The following is a 13,834-nucleotide window of genomic DNA, read 5'->3' on the forward strand; positions in this document are numbered from 1 at the left end:
ATGCGGTCCAACGTCGTCATCTGGTGGCTGCTGAGCGGCTTCTTCCTGCTCTGCTTCGGCGCGTACGCCATCTGGAGCCTGATCTACTACGACGGCCGTCTCGAGTGGGTCGGTGCGGTCGCTCTTCTCTTCACCACGCTCATGGCGGCCCTCATCGGCTTCTACGTGCAGCTGGTCTACAAGGGCCAGAAGGGCGTGGAGCTTCCGGAGGACCGCCTCGACGCGGACATCGACGACGGCCAGGCCGAGCAGGGCGAGTTCAGCCCGTGGTCGTGGTGGCCGCTCGTCCTGGGCGGTGCGGTCGCGATCGGAGCGATCTCGCTCGCGACGGCGCACTTCCTCATCCCGATCGCGGCGGGTCTGCTCATCGTCGCGCTGTTCGGCTGGGTGTACGAGTACTACCGCGGCAACTTCGCGCGCTGACATCGTGCTCTGACGGGCCCCGGCACCTCCTCGGTGCCGGGGCCCTCTGCATGCCCGCGAGCGGGTAGCCTCGGCACCATGGTGGCCATCCGACGTCTCGCCGTCCTCGACGACTACACGCACGTGGCGGCTTCGTATGCGGACTGGGATGCGCTGCGCGAGCGCGGCGTCGAGGTGGAGTTCCACCACGAGCCGCTGGGCGACCGCCTCATCGACGCGCTCGCCGGCGTGGACGCGATCGCGGCGATGCGCGAGCGCACGCCGTTCGACGCGTCGACGATCGCCGCTCTGCCGGCTCTCCGTCTCCTCGTCACGACGGGGATGGCGAACGCCTCGATCGACCTCGCGGCCGCCGCGGCGCGCGGCGTCACGGTCTGCGGCACGCCGGGGTCGGCACCTGGCGCGCCCGAGCTCACCTGGGCGCTGCTGCTCGCGGCGCTCCGCGACCTGCCGGCTGAGGAGAGGCGGCTGCGCGACGGGCTCTGGCAGGGCGGCGTCGGCCGTGAGGCCGACGGCCTGACGCTCGGCATCGTGGGCCTCGGCCGCATCGGCACCCGCATCGCGCGCTACGCGCACGCGTTCGGGATGGACGTGCGGGCCTGGAGCCCGCACCTCGACGACGCGCGGGCGGCTTCTGCCGACGCCCGGCGCGCGGAGAGCCTGATCGCGCTCGCGGAGAGCGCCGACGTCCTCACGCTCCACCTGCGGCTCGCCCCGTCGACCCGTGAGGTCGTGGGGGAGCGCGTGCTCCGGGCGCTCGGCCCCGACGGTCTTCTCGTGAACACGGCGCGAGCGGGCCTCGTCGACACCGCGGCGATGATCCGAGGGCTGGAGGAGGGATGGCTCGGGGGCGCCGCGCTCGACGTGTTCGACGACGAGCCGATTCCGGCCGGCGATCCGATCCTGGCGGCTCCCCGTACGGTGCTGTCGCCGCATCTCGGGTACGTCACGACGGCCTCGTACCGCGCGTTCTACCCCGCGATCGTCGAGGATGTGCTCGCCTGTCTGGACGGCCGTCCGCTCCGCGTCATCGGCTGAGGGGCTGCTCCGCCCCGCACGTCAGAGGGCCCCGGATCCGAAGATCCGGGGCCCTCTGACGGAGCGCGGAGGCTCAGTGCTTGTCGTGACCCGACTCGAGCTCGTCGTGGTTCGGGTCGCCGTACTCGTGCAGGGCGTGCTGCTGGTGCTCGAGCGCCGCACGGTACTCCGTCTCCGTGACGGGCGCGAGGCGGTCCTCGAAGAACCAGCGCGAGATCGACGCGCGCAGGTTCTGGCCGAAGCCGATCCGTCCGTTGTCGTCGGGACGGACGACGAGCGGCTCGTACGTCTCCTCCGCGACGAGCTTCCAGCGCTCGTACTCGTCGACCGGCTTGTGCACCTCGCGGTACTCGCCACCGGGGAGACGGACGATGCGACCGGACTCGAAGCCGTGCAGCACGATCTCGCGGTCCTTCTTCTGCAGGGCGATGCAGACGCGCTTCGTGATGAAGTACACGACCACGGGCGCCACGAAGAGCGACACCTGCAGGAAGTGGATGATGCCCTCCATCGTGAGACGGAAGTGCGTGGCGATGATGTCGGACGACGCCGCCGCCCACATCACGGCGTACATCACGACACCGGCGGCGCCGATCGCCGTGCGCGTCGCGGCGTTGCGCGGACGCTGGGCGATGTGGTGCTCGCGCTTGTCGCCCGTGACCCACGCCTCGATGAAGGGGTAGAAGAACACGGCGACGAGGAACACCACGATGATGAGGAGCGGCGCGAGGATGCCCATCGACAGCGTGTAGTTGCCCAGCTGGATGTCCCAGTTCGAGGGGGCGAGGCGCAGCATGCCGTCGGCGAAGCCGATGTACCAGTCGGGCTGCGTTCCCGCCGAGACGGGGGAGGGGTCGTACGGGCCGTAGTTCCAGATCGGGTTGATCTGCACGAGCGACGCCATGAGCACGATCGCGCCGAACACGATGAAGAAGAAGCCGCCCATCTTGGACATGTAGACCGGCATCATCGGGTAGCCCACGACGTTGTCGTTCGTCCGGCCGGGGCCCGCGAACTGCGTGTGCTTGTTGATGATCATCAGCAGGAGGTGCACGGCGATGAGCGCGATGACGAGCAGCGGCAGGATCAGGATGTGCAGCGTGTAGAGGCGTCCCACGATGTCGGTGCCGGGGAACTCGCCGCCGAACAGCAGGTACGAGGTCCACGTCCCGATGAGCGGGATGCCCTTGATCATGCCGTCGATGATGCGGAGGCCGTTGCCCGAGAGGAGGTCGTCGGGGAGCGAGTAGCCCGTGAAGCCCTCGGCCATGGCGAGGACGAAGAGCACGAAGCCGATGACCCAGTTGAGCTCGCGGGGCTTGCGGAACGCGCCCGTGAAGAACACGCGCAGCATGTGCACGCCGATGCCCGCCACGAAGACGAGGGCCGCCCAGTGGTGGATCTGGCGGACGAGCAGGCCGCCGCGGATGTCGAAGCTGATGCGCAGCGTCGACTCCATGGCGGCGGACATCTCGATGCCGCGCATGAGCGGGTAGGCGCCTGTGTAGTGCGTCTCGACCATGGACGCCTGGAAGAAGAACGTCAGGTACGTGCCCGAGATGAGCACGACGACGAACGACCAGAGCGCGATCTCGCCCAGCATGAACGACCAGTGGTCGGGGAAGACCTTGCGTCCGAGCTCCTTGACGAGTCCGGAGAGACTCGTGCGCTCGTCGAGGTAGTTCGCAGTGGCGCCGACGAATCGACCGCCGAGGGGCTTCTGCTTCTCGCCCTGCTGCGCGTTGTCAGTGGCGGCTGCGGTACTCAATGACGCTCCCAGAAGCTCGGGCCGACGGGTTCGGTGAAGCCGCGCTGAGCGACGAGGTAGCCCTCGTCGTCGACGGCGATGGGCAGCTGCGGCAGCGGACGGGCCGCGGGACCGAAGATGACCTTGGCGTGGTCGGTGACGTCGAACTGCGACTGGTGGCAGGGGCACAGGAGGTGGTGCGTCTGCTGCTCGTACAGGGCGACGGGGCAGCCGACGTGGGTGCACACCTTCGAGTACGCGACGATGCCGTCGTACGACCAGGTCTTGCGCTCTTCGCTCTCGATGAGCTGCTCGGGCAGCACGCGTACGAGGAGGACGATCGCCTTCGCCTTCTCCTCGAGGTAGCCGTCTTCATGGCTCAGCGTGGAGAGGGACTCGGGGACGATGTGGAACGCGGAGCCGAGCGTCACGTCGGACGCCTTGACGGGCGTGCCCTCGGGGTCGAGGACGAGGCGCTCGCCCTCCTTCCACATCGTCTCGTTGAGCAGCTGGACGGGGTCCTTGCCGTCGTTCGGGGCGAGGTTGCGGAACAGCGTGATCCCGGGGATGACGCTCGCCGCGAGCGCGGCGAACAGCGAGTTGCGGATCATCTTGCGACGCCCGAAGCCGGACTCGTCGTTGGCCGCCTCGAAGACCTTCACCGCTGCCGCGCGCGTCGGCTCGCTGCCTCGTGTGCTGTGGCGGTTCTCGATGACCTCGTGGTCGTGCATGAGCGCCTTCGACCAGTGGATGGCGCCGATGCCGATGGCGAGGAGCGCGAACGCGATGCCCAGGCCGATGTAGAGGTTGTTGTGGCGGATGTTCGTCATCGTGGCGTACTCGCCCTCGATGGGGAACAGCATGTACGCGGCGACCGCCCAGATGCTCGCCGCGACCGAGATGTAGAACAGCGTGTACACCGTGCGGACCGCGCGCTGCTGCGCCTTCGGGTCCTTATCGGTGATGCGCTCGCGGTGCGGGGGGAGCCCCGGGTTCTGCACAGGGTCGGAGGCCGCGACGGCGAGACCGCGGGAAGGCGTGCGCGCCTTCTCGACGGCCTGCGTGTCGTGCTCGTGTGCCATGTCGCTCCTCGTGATGTCCTCGTGGTTCGCCATCGTCAGTTCGACTTCGCCGTGATCCACACGGTGATCGCCACGAGACCGCCGATGCCGAAGATCCACACGAAGAGGCCCTCGGCCACGGGGCCGAGCGATCCGATCGTGAAGCCGCCAGGGGCCTGCGCCTCCTGCTGGTACAGCAGCGCGGAGATGATGTCGCGCTTGTCCTCGGGGGTGAGGTTCAGGTTGTTGAACACCGGCATGTTCTGCGGGCCCGTGACCATGGCCGCGTAGATGTGCAGGGCGCTCGTGTCGATGATGTCGGGGGCGAACTTGCCCTCCGTCAGCGCGCCGCCTGCGGCGGCCACGTTGTGGCACATGGCGCAGTTGATGCGGAAGAGCTCCGCGCCGCGCGCGACGTCGCCCTCGCCGTCGAGCGTGTGCTCGCTCGGGTACTCGGGGCCGGGCGCGACCGACTGCACGTACTCCGCCATCGCGAGGATCTGGTCCTCGGTGAACTGCACGGGCTTCTGGTCTGCCTGCGGGCCCTGCATCGCCATGGGCATGCGGCCAGTGGAGACCTGGAACTCGACGGCGAGCTCGCCGACGCCGTACAGCGACGGGCCGTTGTCGGTGCCCTGCAGGTCGAGACCGTGGCAGGTCGCGCAGTTGGCCTGGAACAGCTTCTCGCCGTCCTCGGCCGTGAGGGCGGTCGACGCCGTCGACTCGTTCGTCGCGGCGACGGCGGCGGATGCTCCCGCGTAGATGCCGCCGGACAGGACGAGACCGATGCCGATGAGCGCGGCGGCGGCGAGAGGGCTGCGACGGCCGTTCGAGCGGCGCTTCTTCAGTCGTGCCATGAGGGTGTTGTTGCTCCGCTCTTACTTCAGGAAGTAGATGACCGCGAACAGGGCGATCCAGACCACGTCGACGAAGTGCCAGTAGTACGACACGACGATCGCGGTGGTCGCTTCCTTGTGCGTGAACTTCTTGACCGCGTAGGCGCGGCCGATGGTGAACAGGAATGCGATGAGGCCGCCCGTGACGTGCATCGCGTGGAAGCCGGTGGTGAGGAAGAACGCGGCCGAGTACGAGTCGGCGCCGTACGGCATGCCCTCCGCGACGAGCTGGGCGTACTCCCACACCTGGCCGGAGACGAAGACCGCGCCCATGAAGAACGTCGCCCAGTACCAGGGCACCATGCCGATGCGCTTCCACCCCTTCTGGGTGGGGTCGTTGTACGGCTGCATGCGCTCGGCGGCGAACACGCCCATCTGGCACGTCACGCTCGAGAGCACGAGGATGACGGTGTTGACGAACGCGAACGGGACGTTCAGGATCTCCGTGCGATCCGCCCACAGGTCGGGGGAGGTGCTGCGAAGGGTGAAGTAGATCGCGAACAGTCCCGCGAAGAACATGACCTCGCTGCCGAGCCAGACGATCGTGCCGACGGCGACGGGATCTGGGCGCTTCACGGTTCTCGGCGCTGGGGCATACGTAGCTGAGGTCGTCACCCGTCCATTATGGCCGATTCCGGCGCATGATTTTGGCACCACGGGGTGTGCGCCGACCCCCGGTTGCACTTAGGTTCGCCTTACAACCCGCTGGGAGACCGCCCTGCGCTCGCCGTAAGATCGGGGTATGACCGACGCTCTGTCCTGGCCCTCGCTCCTGACGACGGTGCTCGCCCGCCGCGATCTCAGCGTGTCGGAGGCGACGTGGGCCATGCGGCAGGTCATGAACGGCGACGCGACGCCCGCGCAGCTCGGCGGATTCCTGCTCGCGCTGCGGGCGAAGGGCGAGTCGGTCGAGGAGATCATCGGCTTCCGCGACGCCATCCTGGAGGCCGCGGTCCCGCTGCCCGTCGATCCCCGCGTGCTCGACATCGTCGGGACGGGAGGCGATCGTTACGGCACCGTGAACATCTCGTCGACGGCGTCCATCATCGTCGCGGCGACGGGCGTCCCCGTCGTGAAGCACGGCAACAAGGCGGCGAGCTCGAAGTCGGGGTCCTCCGACGTGCTGAGCGCGCTCGGCATCGACCTCCGGCTGCCGGCGGAGGACGTCGCGCGCGTCCTCGACGACGCCGGCATCACGTTCGCCTGGGCAGCGGCGTTCCATCCGGGCTTCCGGCACGCGGCCGCCGTCCGCGCGGAGCTCGGCGTGCCGACGGTGTTCAACTACCTCGGGCCGCTCGTGAACCCGGCGCGCGCCGAGGCCAACGCCGTGGGCGTGGCCCGCCTGGAGAGCGTCCCGCTCATCACGGGCGTCTTCCGCACACGCGGGGCGACCGCGCTCGTGTTCCGCGGCGAGGACGGCCTCGACGAGCTCACGACGACGGGCTACAGCCGCATCTGGGAGATCTCGAACGGCGACATGCACGAGTTCGACATCCATCCGCGCGACGTCGGGCTGCCGTCGGCGACGATCGACGACCTGCTCGGCGGCTCGCCAGAGCACAACGCCGACGTGCTGCGGCGCACCCTCGCGGGCGAGCAGGGCGCTGTCCGCGACATCGTCCTGCTCAACGCGGCGGCCGGCATCGTCGCCTACCGGCTCGCACAGGACCCGACCCAGGCTCAGCGCAACATGATCCAGCGCCTGTCGGAGGCGCTCGGCGAGGCGGCGGCCGCCGTCGACGACGGGCGCGCGACGGCGAAGCTCGACGCCTGGATCGCCGCGACGCGCAGGCCAGCCGCGGCGTGACGCGCGCGCGCCACGCGTTCCCCTGGCTCGTCGTCGTCGCCCTGCTGACGGCGTCGCTCACGCTGCGCGCGCCCATCCTCGCCGTGACGCCCGTGCTCCGCGACATCGAGGAGGCGTTCGGCGTGGACGCGGCCACGGTGTCGCTCCTCACGACGCTGCCCGTGATCATGTTCGCGGCGCTCACGCCCGTCGCGGCCCTCGTCATCCGGCGGGCGGGCGCGGAGCTCGCGCTGCTGGCCTGCCTCGTCGCGATCGTCGTCGGCACGCTCGTGCGGCTCCTGCCGGGCTTCTCCTGGATGCTCGCGGGGATGGTCGTCATCGGCGCCGGCATCACGGTGGGCAACGTCGTGCTGCCGGTCATCATCCGCCGCGACGTCCCGCCGCGCCACGTCGCGACCGTCACGGCCGGATACGCCGCGCTCCTCAACGTCGGGTCGCTCGTCGTGACGCTCGGCACGGCGCCGATCGCGGAGCTGGTCGGATGGTCGGCGGCCGTGCTCTCGTGGGTCTGGATCACGATCGCCGGGCTCGCGCTGTGGCTTCTGCACATGCGTCGCGACCGCGTGCCCGGAGCGACGTGGGCGGAACGGTACTCGGGCGAGGCCGGCGGGCCGGAGCAGATCGTGCTCACGGGCCCGGTGCCGACCGTCTCCCGCTCGGGGCGGACGACGCGCAGCCCCGTCGTGTGGCTGCTCGTCGCCACCTTCTGCTGCCAGTCAGCGGGGTACTACGCCATCTCGACATGGCTGCCGACGCTCATCGGCGACACGACGGGATCCGATCCGACGCGGGCCGGCGCGTTCGCGTCGATCTTCCAGGGTGCCGGCATCGTGGGAGCCCTCCTCGTGCCCGCGCTCGCGCACCGGCTGCCCATCCTGGTGCCGGCGGGCGTCGTGAGCGCGTGCTGGCTCGCGTTGTCGGCGGGGCTGCTGTTCGCGCCCGACGCCTTCCTGCTGTGGACCGCCATCGGCGGCATCGCGCACGGCGGCGGGTTCGTCGTCGTGATGACCGTGCTCGTCGGCCACTCGCGCACCGACGCCGAGGCGGCCACCGGTTCCGCCCTCGTCCAGGGCGGCGGCTACGTGATGGGTGCCGCGGGCGCGCCGGCGATCGGCGCCCTGCACGAGCTCACGGGCGGATGGACGGCGCCGCTCGGCGTGACGTTCGCCCTCGCGATCGGCTTCACGGCCTTCCTCTCGGCGGCGGTCGTCGCTGCGCGCCGCTGACGGCGGGATGCGGCGCCCTGGTCAGGAAGGCAGCGCGTCGAGTGCCGCGATCGCGCGGTCCATCGAGGTCCCGAGCGCGAAGCGCTCCGCGAGGGACGCGGCTGCGTCGCGCGCGGCGTCGTCGAGCGGGCGGAGGGCGCCGTCGACGGGGCCCAGATCGAGGTCGCGGACGACCGCGACGACGCGCGGAGCGACGTCGAGGTAGGGGGCTGCCTGGCGGACCTTGGCGGACTGCGCCTTCGTGAGGCCGGTCTCCGCCTCTGCGGCGGAGCGGATGGCGGCGAGATCGCCGTGCACGGCCAGGAGAGCCGCCGCCGTCTTCTCGCCGATGCCCGCGACGCCCGGCAGGCCGTCCGATGCGTCGCCGCGCAGCGTCGCGAAGTCCGCGTACTGGTCGGCGCGCACCCCGTACTTCGCGAGGATGGCGTCCTCCGTCATGACCTCGAGGTTCGACATCCCCCTGGTCGTGGAGATCACGCGGATGCCGCGAGCGTCGTCGACGAGCTGGAAGAGATCGCGGTCGCCCGTCACGACGTCGACGGGGATGCGCGAGCGGGTCGCGAGCGTGCCGATGACGTCGTCGGCCTCGTGCGCCGCCGCGCCGACGACGGGGATCCCGAGCGCGTCGAGCTCTGCCCGGATGACCGGGATCTGCGCCTCGAGCGGATCGGGGACCTCCTCGACGTCGGGGCCCGCGGCGACCACCTCGACGACGCGATGCGCCTTGTACGACGGGATGAGGTCGACGCGCCACTGCGGGCGCCAGTCGTCGTCCCAGCAGGCGACGAGGTGCGTCGGCTCGTACAGTGACACGAGCTTCGCGATCATGTCGAGCAGCCCGCGCGCGGCGTTCACGGGCGTGCCGTCGGGAGCGCGCACGGTGTCGGGGACGCCGTAGTAGGCACGGAAGTACAGGCTCGCCGTGTCGAGCAGCATGAGGCGCGGGGTCGTCACCCCGCCATCCTGCCAGCGCGCGCCGACATGCGCGCGGGTCACCGGGCGTTCACCCGCGCGTCGCCCTCGCGCCATCCGGCCATCCGACGACGTTCACACCGTGTGCGCACGCTGGGGCCGACGGTGGGCGCATCCTGTCCGCCGTGCGTCACGGGGAGGCTGAGCATGGAGCGCGAGCCGATCGCCTGGGTGGAGTCGCCGCTGCAGCTCCTCGGGGCCGCCGAGTGGGCGAAGGCCCGTCGGATCGTGCTCGACGTCGCGTGCCGCCTGACGGCGCAGATGCCCGAGACGGCCGGCGAGCTGGCGGCGCGACGCGCTCCGCTCGGCGAGATGACGCCGTACCTCGGCATCCCGTGGCGGCTGCTCGCGACGCACCCCCACTGGGTGGTCGGCGACGGCTTCTCCGGGCAGTTCCGCCTCGCGGCGAGCGTGCTGCGGCCTTCGCGAGTGACGTTCCTCGACGACGGCGCGAACACGCTCGCCCTCGCCGACGCGATCACGGGGACGCGGCCGTACGCGCGGCCGGGCAACCGGGAGCGGGGCCTCACGACGCGGGTCGCGCCGGCCGCTCTCGAGCACGTGCGCCGACGCGCGGCGGCGGGCGACGTCGACCTGTTCACCGCGTTCCCCCTCGGGGCCGAACGCGAGGCGGCGCTCGCCCGCTCGGGGGTCGCGGTGCGCCGCCACGGATTCGGATGGCTCCGCTCGCGCCCGCAGAGCGAGCGCACGCGCCGGGCGGTCGCGGGCGACCGCCTCCTCCTCGGCAGCGCGCGCCCCGTGGACGGGCGCATGCCGTTGCCCGACTACATCGCCTGGGTCGCCGACGAGGCCGCTGCCGAACCCGTCACCTATCTGCCGCACCGGCGCGAGCCGGAGGAGCAGCTCGAGCTCGTCGCCGCGCTCTCCGGCGTGACGCTCGCGCGGCTCGGCCTGCCCGTCGAGCTCGTGCTCGCGGGCGCGGGCCGCCCTCTCGAGGTGGTGTCGCTCGCGACGAGCGCGACGACGACGCTCCCGCTCCTGCTCGAGGGAACCGGCAGCGTGCTGCGGGAGAAGGACGGCGTCGTGCGCCGCACGGGCGAGACGCTCGGCGAGGATTCCGGGGCCACGGCTCCGAGCGAGGCTGCGGCGGTCGACGCGGAGGGGTCGGGGGACCCCGGGGGAGTGTCGACCGCCGCGAGCACGGAGGTCGTCGCGGTCATCCCCGCCCGCGGCGGCTCGGTCGGCGTGCCGGGGAAGAACCTGCGCCGCATCGGCGGCGTGCCGCTCGTGGGCCGCGCCGTCCGCTCCGCGCAGGCGGCGGGGGTGGACCGCGTCTACGTGTCGACCGACGACGCCGAGATCGCCGCGGCGGCGCGTGCGCACGGCGCCGATGCGATCGACCGGCCCGCCGAACTGTCTGGAGCGACGGCGAGCTCGGAGTCGGCGCTCCTGCACGCGCTCGACGCCCTCGCGCAGCGCGGGGTGTCGCCGCGGGTGCTCGTCTTCCTCCAGGCGACGTCGCCCTTCATCGACGCCGACGCCCTGCGCGGCGCCGTCGACCGGGTGCGGGGCGGTGCCGCCGACAGCGCGTTCTCGGCGGTGGAGTCGTACGGCTTCCTGTGGCGCCGCACGGCCGGCGGTGCGGACGCCGTCAACCACGAGGTCGGCCATCGTCCGCGGCGTCAGGACCGGGAGCCGCACTACCTCGAGACGGGCGCGTTCTACGTGCTGGATGCCGCAGGCTTCCGCCGCGCGCGGCACCGGTTCTTCGGCCGCATCGAGATCGTCGAGGTGCCGGAGCGGACGGCGATCGAGATCGACTCGGAGGAGCAGCTCGAGATGTCGCGCGCGATGGCGCCGCTCATCGACCGGCTCGCCCGGCAGGCCGCCGCGATCGGCGCATGACGGCGCTGTCGTGAGGGCGGGTCGCATCGTCGGCGTCGCCGACACCGACTCGTACGTCAAGTGGGCTGCCGCCCTCCTCGGCACGCTGACGGACGGAGTCGCCGAGCTCGTCGTGCTCGACACCGAGCTCGTCGTGAGCGACGCCCAGCTCGCCGCGGCGCTCGCCGGGAGCGGGCTGCCTGCCGGTCGTGTGCGGCGCGCGGGGTTCGACGAGCTGCCCGCGCTCGTCGACGGCGCCGATGCCGTGCTCGTGGCGGCGCGCGGACCGCTCGTGCGCGTCGTCGCGCGGGAGGTCGCCTCGCTGACGCCGAGACCGGTGCTCGTCACGGGCCTGCCGGGCATCTCGGTGCCCGCGACGTGGCTCGCGCTCCACTTCCGCCGCCAGTGCGATCTGTTCGTGCTCCACGCGCACCGCGAGATCCGGGCGTTCCGGGCGCTCGCCCATCGGCGAGGCATCGCGCAGGACTTCGCGCTGGCACGGCTGCCGTTCGCTCGAGCGGCGGAGGGCGCGGGGTCGGATGTCGACGCGGCGGATGGCGCGGCGGGGAACGGCGGAGCGAGGGGCGGCGGGGTGGGGGATGGCAGCGCGTCGGACGGAGCGGAGGGCGATCGTCCGTCTGGGCGGGATCTCGTGTTCGCGGGGCAGGCGATCGTGCCGCACGAGCGGGAGGACCGGGTGCGGATCGCGCGCGCGCTCGTCGAGGCGGCGCGTGCCGACCCGTCGCGGAGGGTCGTCGTGAAGCTCCGCGGGGCGGCCGGCGAGAAGCAGACGCACGAGGAGCACGACGCGTACCCCGGGCTCATCCGCGCGCTCGGCCCCGTGCCCCGGAACCTCGTGTTCTCGACCGCGCCCATGGGGGAGGCGCTGGAGACGGCGGAGGGCCTCGTGACGGTGAGCTCCACGGCCGCCGTCGAGGCGATCGCGCGGGGTGTGCCCGTCATCGCGATCGACGACTTCGGCGTCTCGGCGCGGCTCATCAACCTCGTGTTCGAGGGGAGCGGCGTGTTCGGCGGTCTCGACGACGTCGTGCGGCGCGCGTTCCGCAGGCCCGACGCCGCGTGGCTGCGCGAGAACTACTTCCATCCGGCCGAGGACGACGACTGGACGACGCGGCTGGACGAGCTCGTGGAGCGTCGGAGGGCCGGAGGGGCGCCCGGTCGCCCGCCGTATGCGCGGTGGGGCGGGCGGGCGCGGGACGCGTGGGAGCGGCGGCTCGCTCTCGGCACCTCCGACCGCTCGCTCGCGGGCGCCGTCGCGTACGCCGTCGGCGTGCCGGTCCGCGAGATCCTGCGGGCCGCGCGGAGGGCCCGTCGCGATCGGGGCCGTCAGCAGCCGGGGCCGGCGGGGTCTTCGAGGCAGGTGGATTCGACGAGTGCCGTGTGCGACTCGACGACGCGCACGGTCGTCGCGGTCGAGGAGACCGTCACGAGCCCCTCGACGGGGTAGACGCCCCACGGCCCGAAGTCGACGACGGCGCCGTACGAGACCGAGGCGACGACCGTGAACGTGCCGCGGCCGGCGTACACGTGGCTCGTCGCGGTCGCGGCGTAGTCGGGCAGGCCGAGGGAGTCCCACGAGGAGCCGCCCGACGTCGCGCTCACGACCGTGCCGTCGCCGAAGTCGAACGCGTACGACATCGGCGTGAAGACGACCGAGACGGGGAGCCCGAAGAGGGAGCCGCCTGCGACGGCCTCCTGTGCGGGAGCGATCGCGTTGAAGGGCATGCCGACGATGGCGGCGCCGGCCGGCTCGGTCGAGAGCGCAGGGCCGGGAGGAGCGAAGGTCGCGACGTCGCGATCCGTGATGGCCGGGATGACCGGCGCCTGGGGCTCCTCCGGCTCGCTCTCGACGGGAGGCTTCTCGAGGATGCAGCGGTGCCCGGACTCGTTCCACTCGTCGATCGTGCACTCCTCCGGCTCGGCGGGAGCGCCGTCGCCTCCGCCCGCGCCTCCGGTTCCGCCCGAGCCTCCGCCCGCGCCTCCGGTTCCGCCCGAGCCTCCGCCGGGGACGCCTCCCGAGATGTCGATCGGCTGCGGCTGCGTCTCGCCCTGCGATCCCGGCAGCTCCTGCTCGCCGCCGACCTGGACATGATCGCCGCCGTTGTCGATGTCGGGGCAGATGCCGAGCTTTTGCTCCGCGTAGGAACAGCCCTGAGTAACTGAATCATATGCCGGGGGTGGATCATTGTGCCCGAAGAGCAAAGTGCTCGCCAGTATTAGCGTCAGCATGATTCGTCGCTTTGTTGGCTGTCTGAGATCAGTAGTTGGCCGTTAACGCTGGTGAATGTGACGTGCAATGCATATTCCGGATTGTCATCAGCTGGGGTGACGTCCTCGCCATCGGCGTCAACCACTATCACATCGCTTGAATCCATGCACACGATGGCGGTAATTGTCACTGAGTGAGCTATCTGGGCGTATTTTTCTGGAATGAACTGCGAGACGAGGAATGCACCCTCAAAGTGTTGATCGTTTGTTTCGAGAAGGTCTCTAGTCTCCCGCTCGGTCTGTAGCATCTCGCCGATGAGATGTTCTTCAGGGGTTGCCTCGTCATTCCCTGAATTAAATTCGTTGCTCGCATCGACGTATGCCCGGTACGTCTCCTCGGCGGCGGCGAAGGCCTCCTCCTCGCTCGCGAAGCCGGTGGGGGTGGGTGTCGCGGCGGGCTCGGGCGTGCAGGCGGTCAGCGCGACGGCGAGGGTCGCGGAGACGACGGCGATGGCGAGGCGACGGCGCGGCATGGCCTCACGGTAGTGGGATCGCGACCTGCGCGCGCGAGTTGTCCACAGCCCCGCGGC

General features: G+C 71.1%; 12 protein-coding genes. 6 read left to right on the forward strand and 6 right to left on the reverse strand.

Annotated features, from left to right (window positions below; translation table 11 throughout):
• Together ABD998_RS00320 and ABD998_RS00325 are read left to right on the forward strand one after the other, a co-directional pair.
• On the forward strand, nt 1-423 hold the full coding sequence (locus tag ABD998_RS00320; RefSeq protein ID WP_345434761.1) for a cytochrome c oxidase subunit 4: 423 nt from the start codon (nt 1-3) through the stop codon (nt 421-423).
• Nucleotides 424-501: 78 nt separating this feature from the next.
• Nucleotides 502-1,461: a D-2-hydroxyacid dehydrogenase family protein gene (locus ABD998_RS00325; RefSeq protein WP_345434763.1), complete on the forward strand. Its 960-nt coding sequence runs from the start codon at nt 502-504 to the stop codon at nt 1,459-1,461.
• 73 nt (nt 1,462-1,534) lie between these two features.
• Here ABD998_RS00325 and qcrB read toward each other — a convergent pair whose 3' ends face one another.
• The 4 genes from qcrB to ctaE are packed head-to-tail and all read right to left on the reverse strand — an operon-like array spanning nt 1,535 to nt 5,741.
• Nucleotides 1,535-3,229: a cytochrome bc1 complex cytochrome b subunit gene (gene qcrB, locus ABD998_RS00330; protein ID WP_345434765.1), complete on the reverse strand. Its 1,695-nt coding sequence runs from the start codon at nt 3,227-3,229 to the stop codon at nt 1,535-1,537.
• Complete coding sequence (qcrA, locus tag ABD998_RS00335; protein ID WP_345434767.1) at nt 3,226-4,290, reverse strand: cytochrome bc1 complex Rieske iron-sulfur subunit; 1,065 nt, start codon at nt 4,288-4,290, stop codon at nt 3,226-3,228. Before qcrA ends, qcrB begins: the two co-directional genes overlap by 4 nt.
• Nucleotides 4,291-4,325: 35 nt before the next feature.
• Nucleotides 4,326-5,126 carry a cytochrome bc1 complex diheme cytochrome c subunit gene (gene qcrC / locus ABD998_RS00340; RefSeq protein ID WP_345434769.1) on the reverse strand — a complete coding sequence of 267 codons (801 nt, stop codon included), beginning with the start codon at nt 5,124-5,126 and terminating at the stop codon, nt 4,326-4,328.
• A gap of 21 nt (nt 5,127-5,147) precedes the next feature.
• Nucleotides 5,148-5,741, reverse strand: a complete 594-nt coding sequence (ctaE, locus tag ABD998_RS00345; RefSeq protein WP_345434771.1) for an aa3-type cytochrome oxidase subunit III — start codon at nt 5,739-5,741, stop codon at nt 5,148-5,150.
• 166 nt (nt 5,742-5,907) lie between these two features.
• On the opposite strand from ctaE, the gene trpD reads away from it, so the two are divergent.
• Together trpD and ABD998_RS00355 are read left to right on the forward strand one after the other, a co-directional pair.
• Nucleotides 5,908-6,972 carry an anthranilate phosphoribosyltransferase gene (trpD, locus tag ABD998_RS00350; protein ID WP_345434773.1) on the forward strand — a complete coding sequence of 355 codons (1,065 nt, stop codon included), beginning with the start codon at nt 5,908-5,910 and terminating at the stop codon, nt 6,970-6,972.
• Nucleotides 6,969-8,198, forward strand: a complete 1,230-nt coding sequence (locus ABD998_RS00355; RefSeq protein ID WP_345434775.1) for an MFS transporter — start codon at nt 6,969-6,971, stop codon at nt 8,196-8,198. Before trpD ends, ABD998_RS00355 begins: the two co-directional genes overlap by 4 nt.
• A gap of 21 nt (nt 8,199-8,219) precedes the next feature.
• Here ABD998_RS00355 and ABD998_RS00360 read toward each other — a convergent pair whose 3' ends face one another.
• A complete protein-coding gene (locus tag ABD998_RS00360) occupies nt 8,220-9,134 on the reverse strand; it encodes a 5'-3' exonuclease (RefSeq protein ID WP_345436876.1) in 915 nt (304 codons plus the stop codon).
• Nucleotides 9,135-9,317: 183 nt separating this feature from the next.
• Here ABD998_RS00360 and ABD998_RS00365 point away from each other — a divergent pair, with 183 nt between their 5' ends.
• Both ABD998_RS00365 and ABD998_RS00370 read left to right on the forward strand, forming a co-directional pair.
• Nucleotides 9,318-11,036 (forward strand): acylneuraminate cytidylyltransferase family protein, encoded by a 1,719-nt coding sequence (locus ABD998_RS00365; protein WP_345434777.1) that lies wholly within the window; start codon nt 9,318-9,320, stop codon nt 11,034-11,036.
• A 10-nt stretch (nt 11,037-11,046) separates the two neighbouring features.
• The gene (locus ABD998_RS00370) at nt 11,047-12,483 is read left to right on the forward strand and encodes a DUF6716 putative glycosyltransferase (RefSeq protein WP_345434779.1); all 1,437 of its coding nucleotides are present in this window, start codon (nt 11,047-11,049) and stop codon (nt 12,481-12,483) included.
• 775 nt (nt 12,484-13,258) lie between these two features.
• Here ABD998_RS00370 and ABD998_RS00375 read toward each other — a convergent pair.
• The gene (locus tag ABD998_RS00375) at nt 13,259-13,777 is read right to left on the reverse strand and encodes a hypothetical protein (RefSeq protein ID WP_345434781.1); all 519 of its coding nucleotides are present in this window, start codon (nt 13,775-13,777) and stop codon (nt 13,259-13,261) included.
• Between the last annotated feature and the right edge of the window lie 57 nt (nt 13,778-13,834).

Origin of the sequence: Microbacterium gilvum (assembly GCF_039543865.1) — a bacterium.
GTDB classification, from domain to species: domain Bacteria; phylum Actinomycetota; class Actinomycetes; order Actinomycetales; family Microbacteriaceae; genus Microbacterium; species Microbacterium gilvum.

What these genes read in the sequence shown, in the direction of transcription:
- ABD998_RS00320 (WP_345434761.1), top strand. Translation starts at nt 1, where the DNA reads ATGCGGTCCAACGTCGTCATCTGGTGGCTGCTGAGCGGCTTCTTCCTG.
- ABD998_RS00325 (WP_345434763.1), top strand. Translation starts at nt 502, where the DNA reads ATGGTGGCCATCCGACGTCTCGCCGTCCTCGACGACTACACGCACGTG.
- qcrA (WP_345434767.1), bottom strand. Translation starts at nt 4,290, where the DNA reads ATGGCACACGAGCACGACACGCAGGCCGTCGAGAAGGCGCGCACGCCT.
- qcrC (WP_345434769.1), bottom strand. Translation starts at nt 5,126, where the DNA reads ATGGCACGACTGAAGAAGCGCCGCTCGAACGGCCGTCGCAGCCCTCTC.
- trpD (WP_345434773.1), top strand. Translation starts at nt 5,908, where the DNA reads ATGACCGACGCTCTGTCCTGGCCCTCGCTCCTGACGACGGTGCTCGCC.
- ABD998_RS00360 (WP_345436876.1), bottom strand. Translation starts at nt 9,134, where the DNA reads ATGCTGCTCGACACGGCGAGCCTGTACTTCCGTGCCTACTACGGCGTC.
- ABD998_RS00365 (WP_345434777.1), top strand. Translation starts at nt 9,318, where the DNA reads ATGGAGCGCGAGCCGATCGCCTGGGTGGAGTCGCCGCTGCAGCTCCTC.
- ABD998_RS00375 (WP_345434781.1), bottom strand. Translation starts at nt 13,777, where the DNA reads ATGCCGCGCCGTCGCCTCGCCATCGCCGTCGTCTCCGCGACCCTCGCC.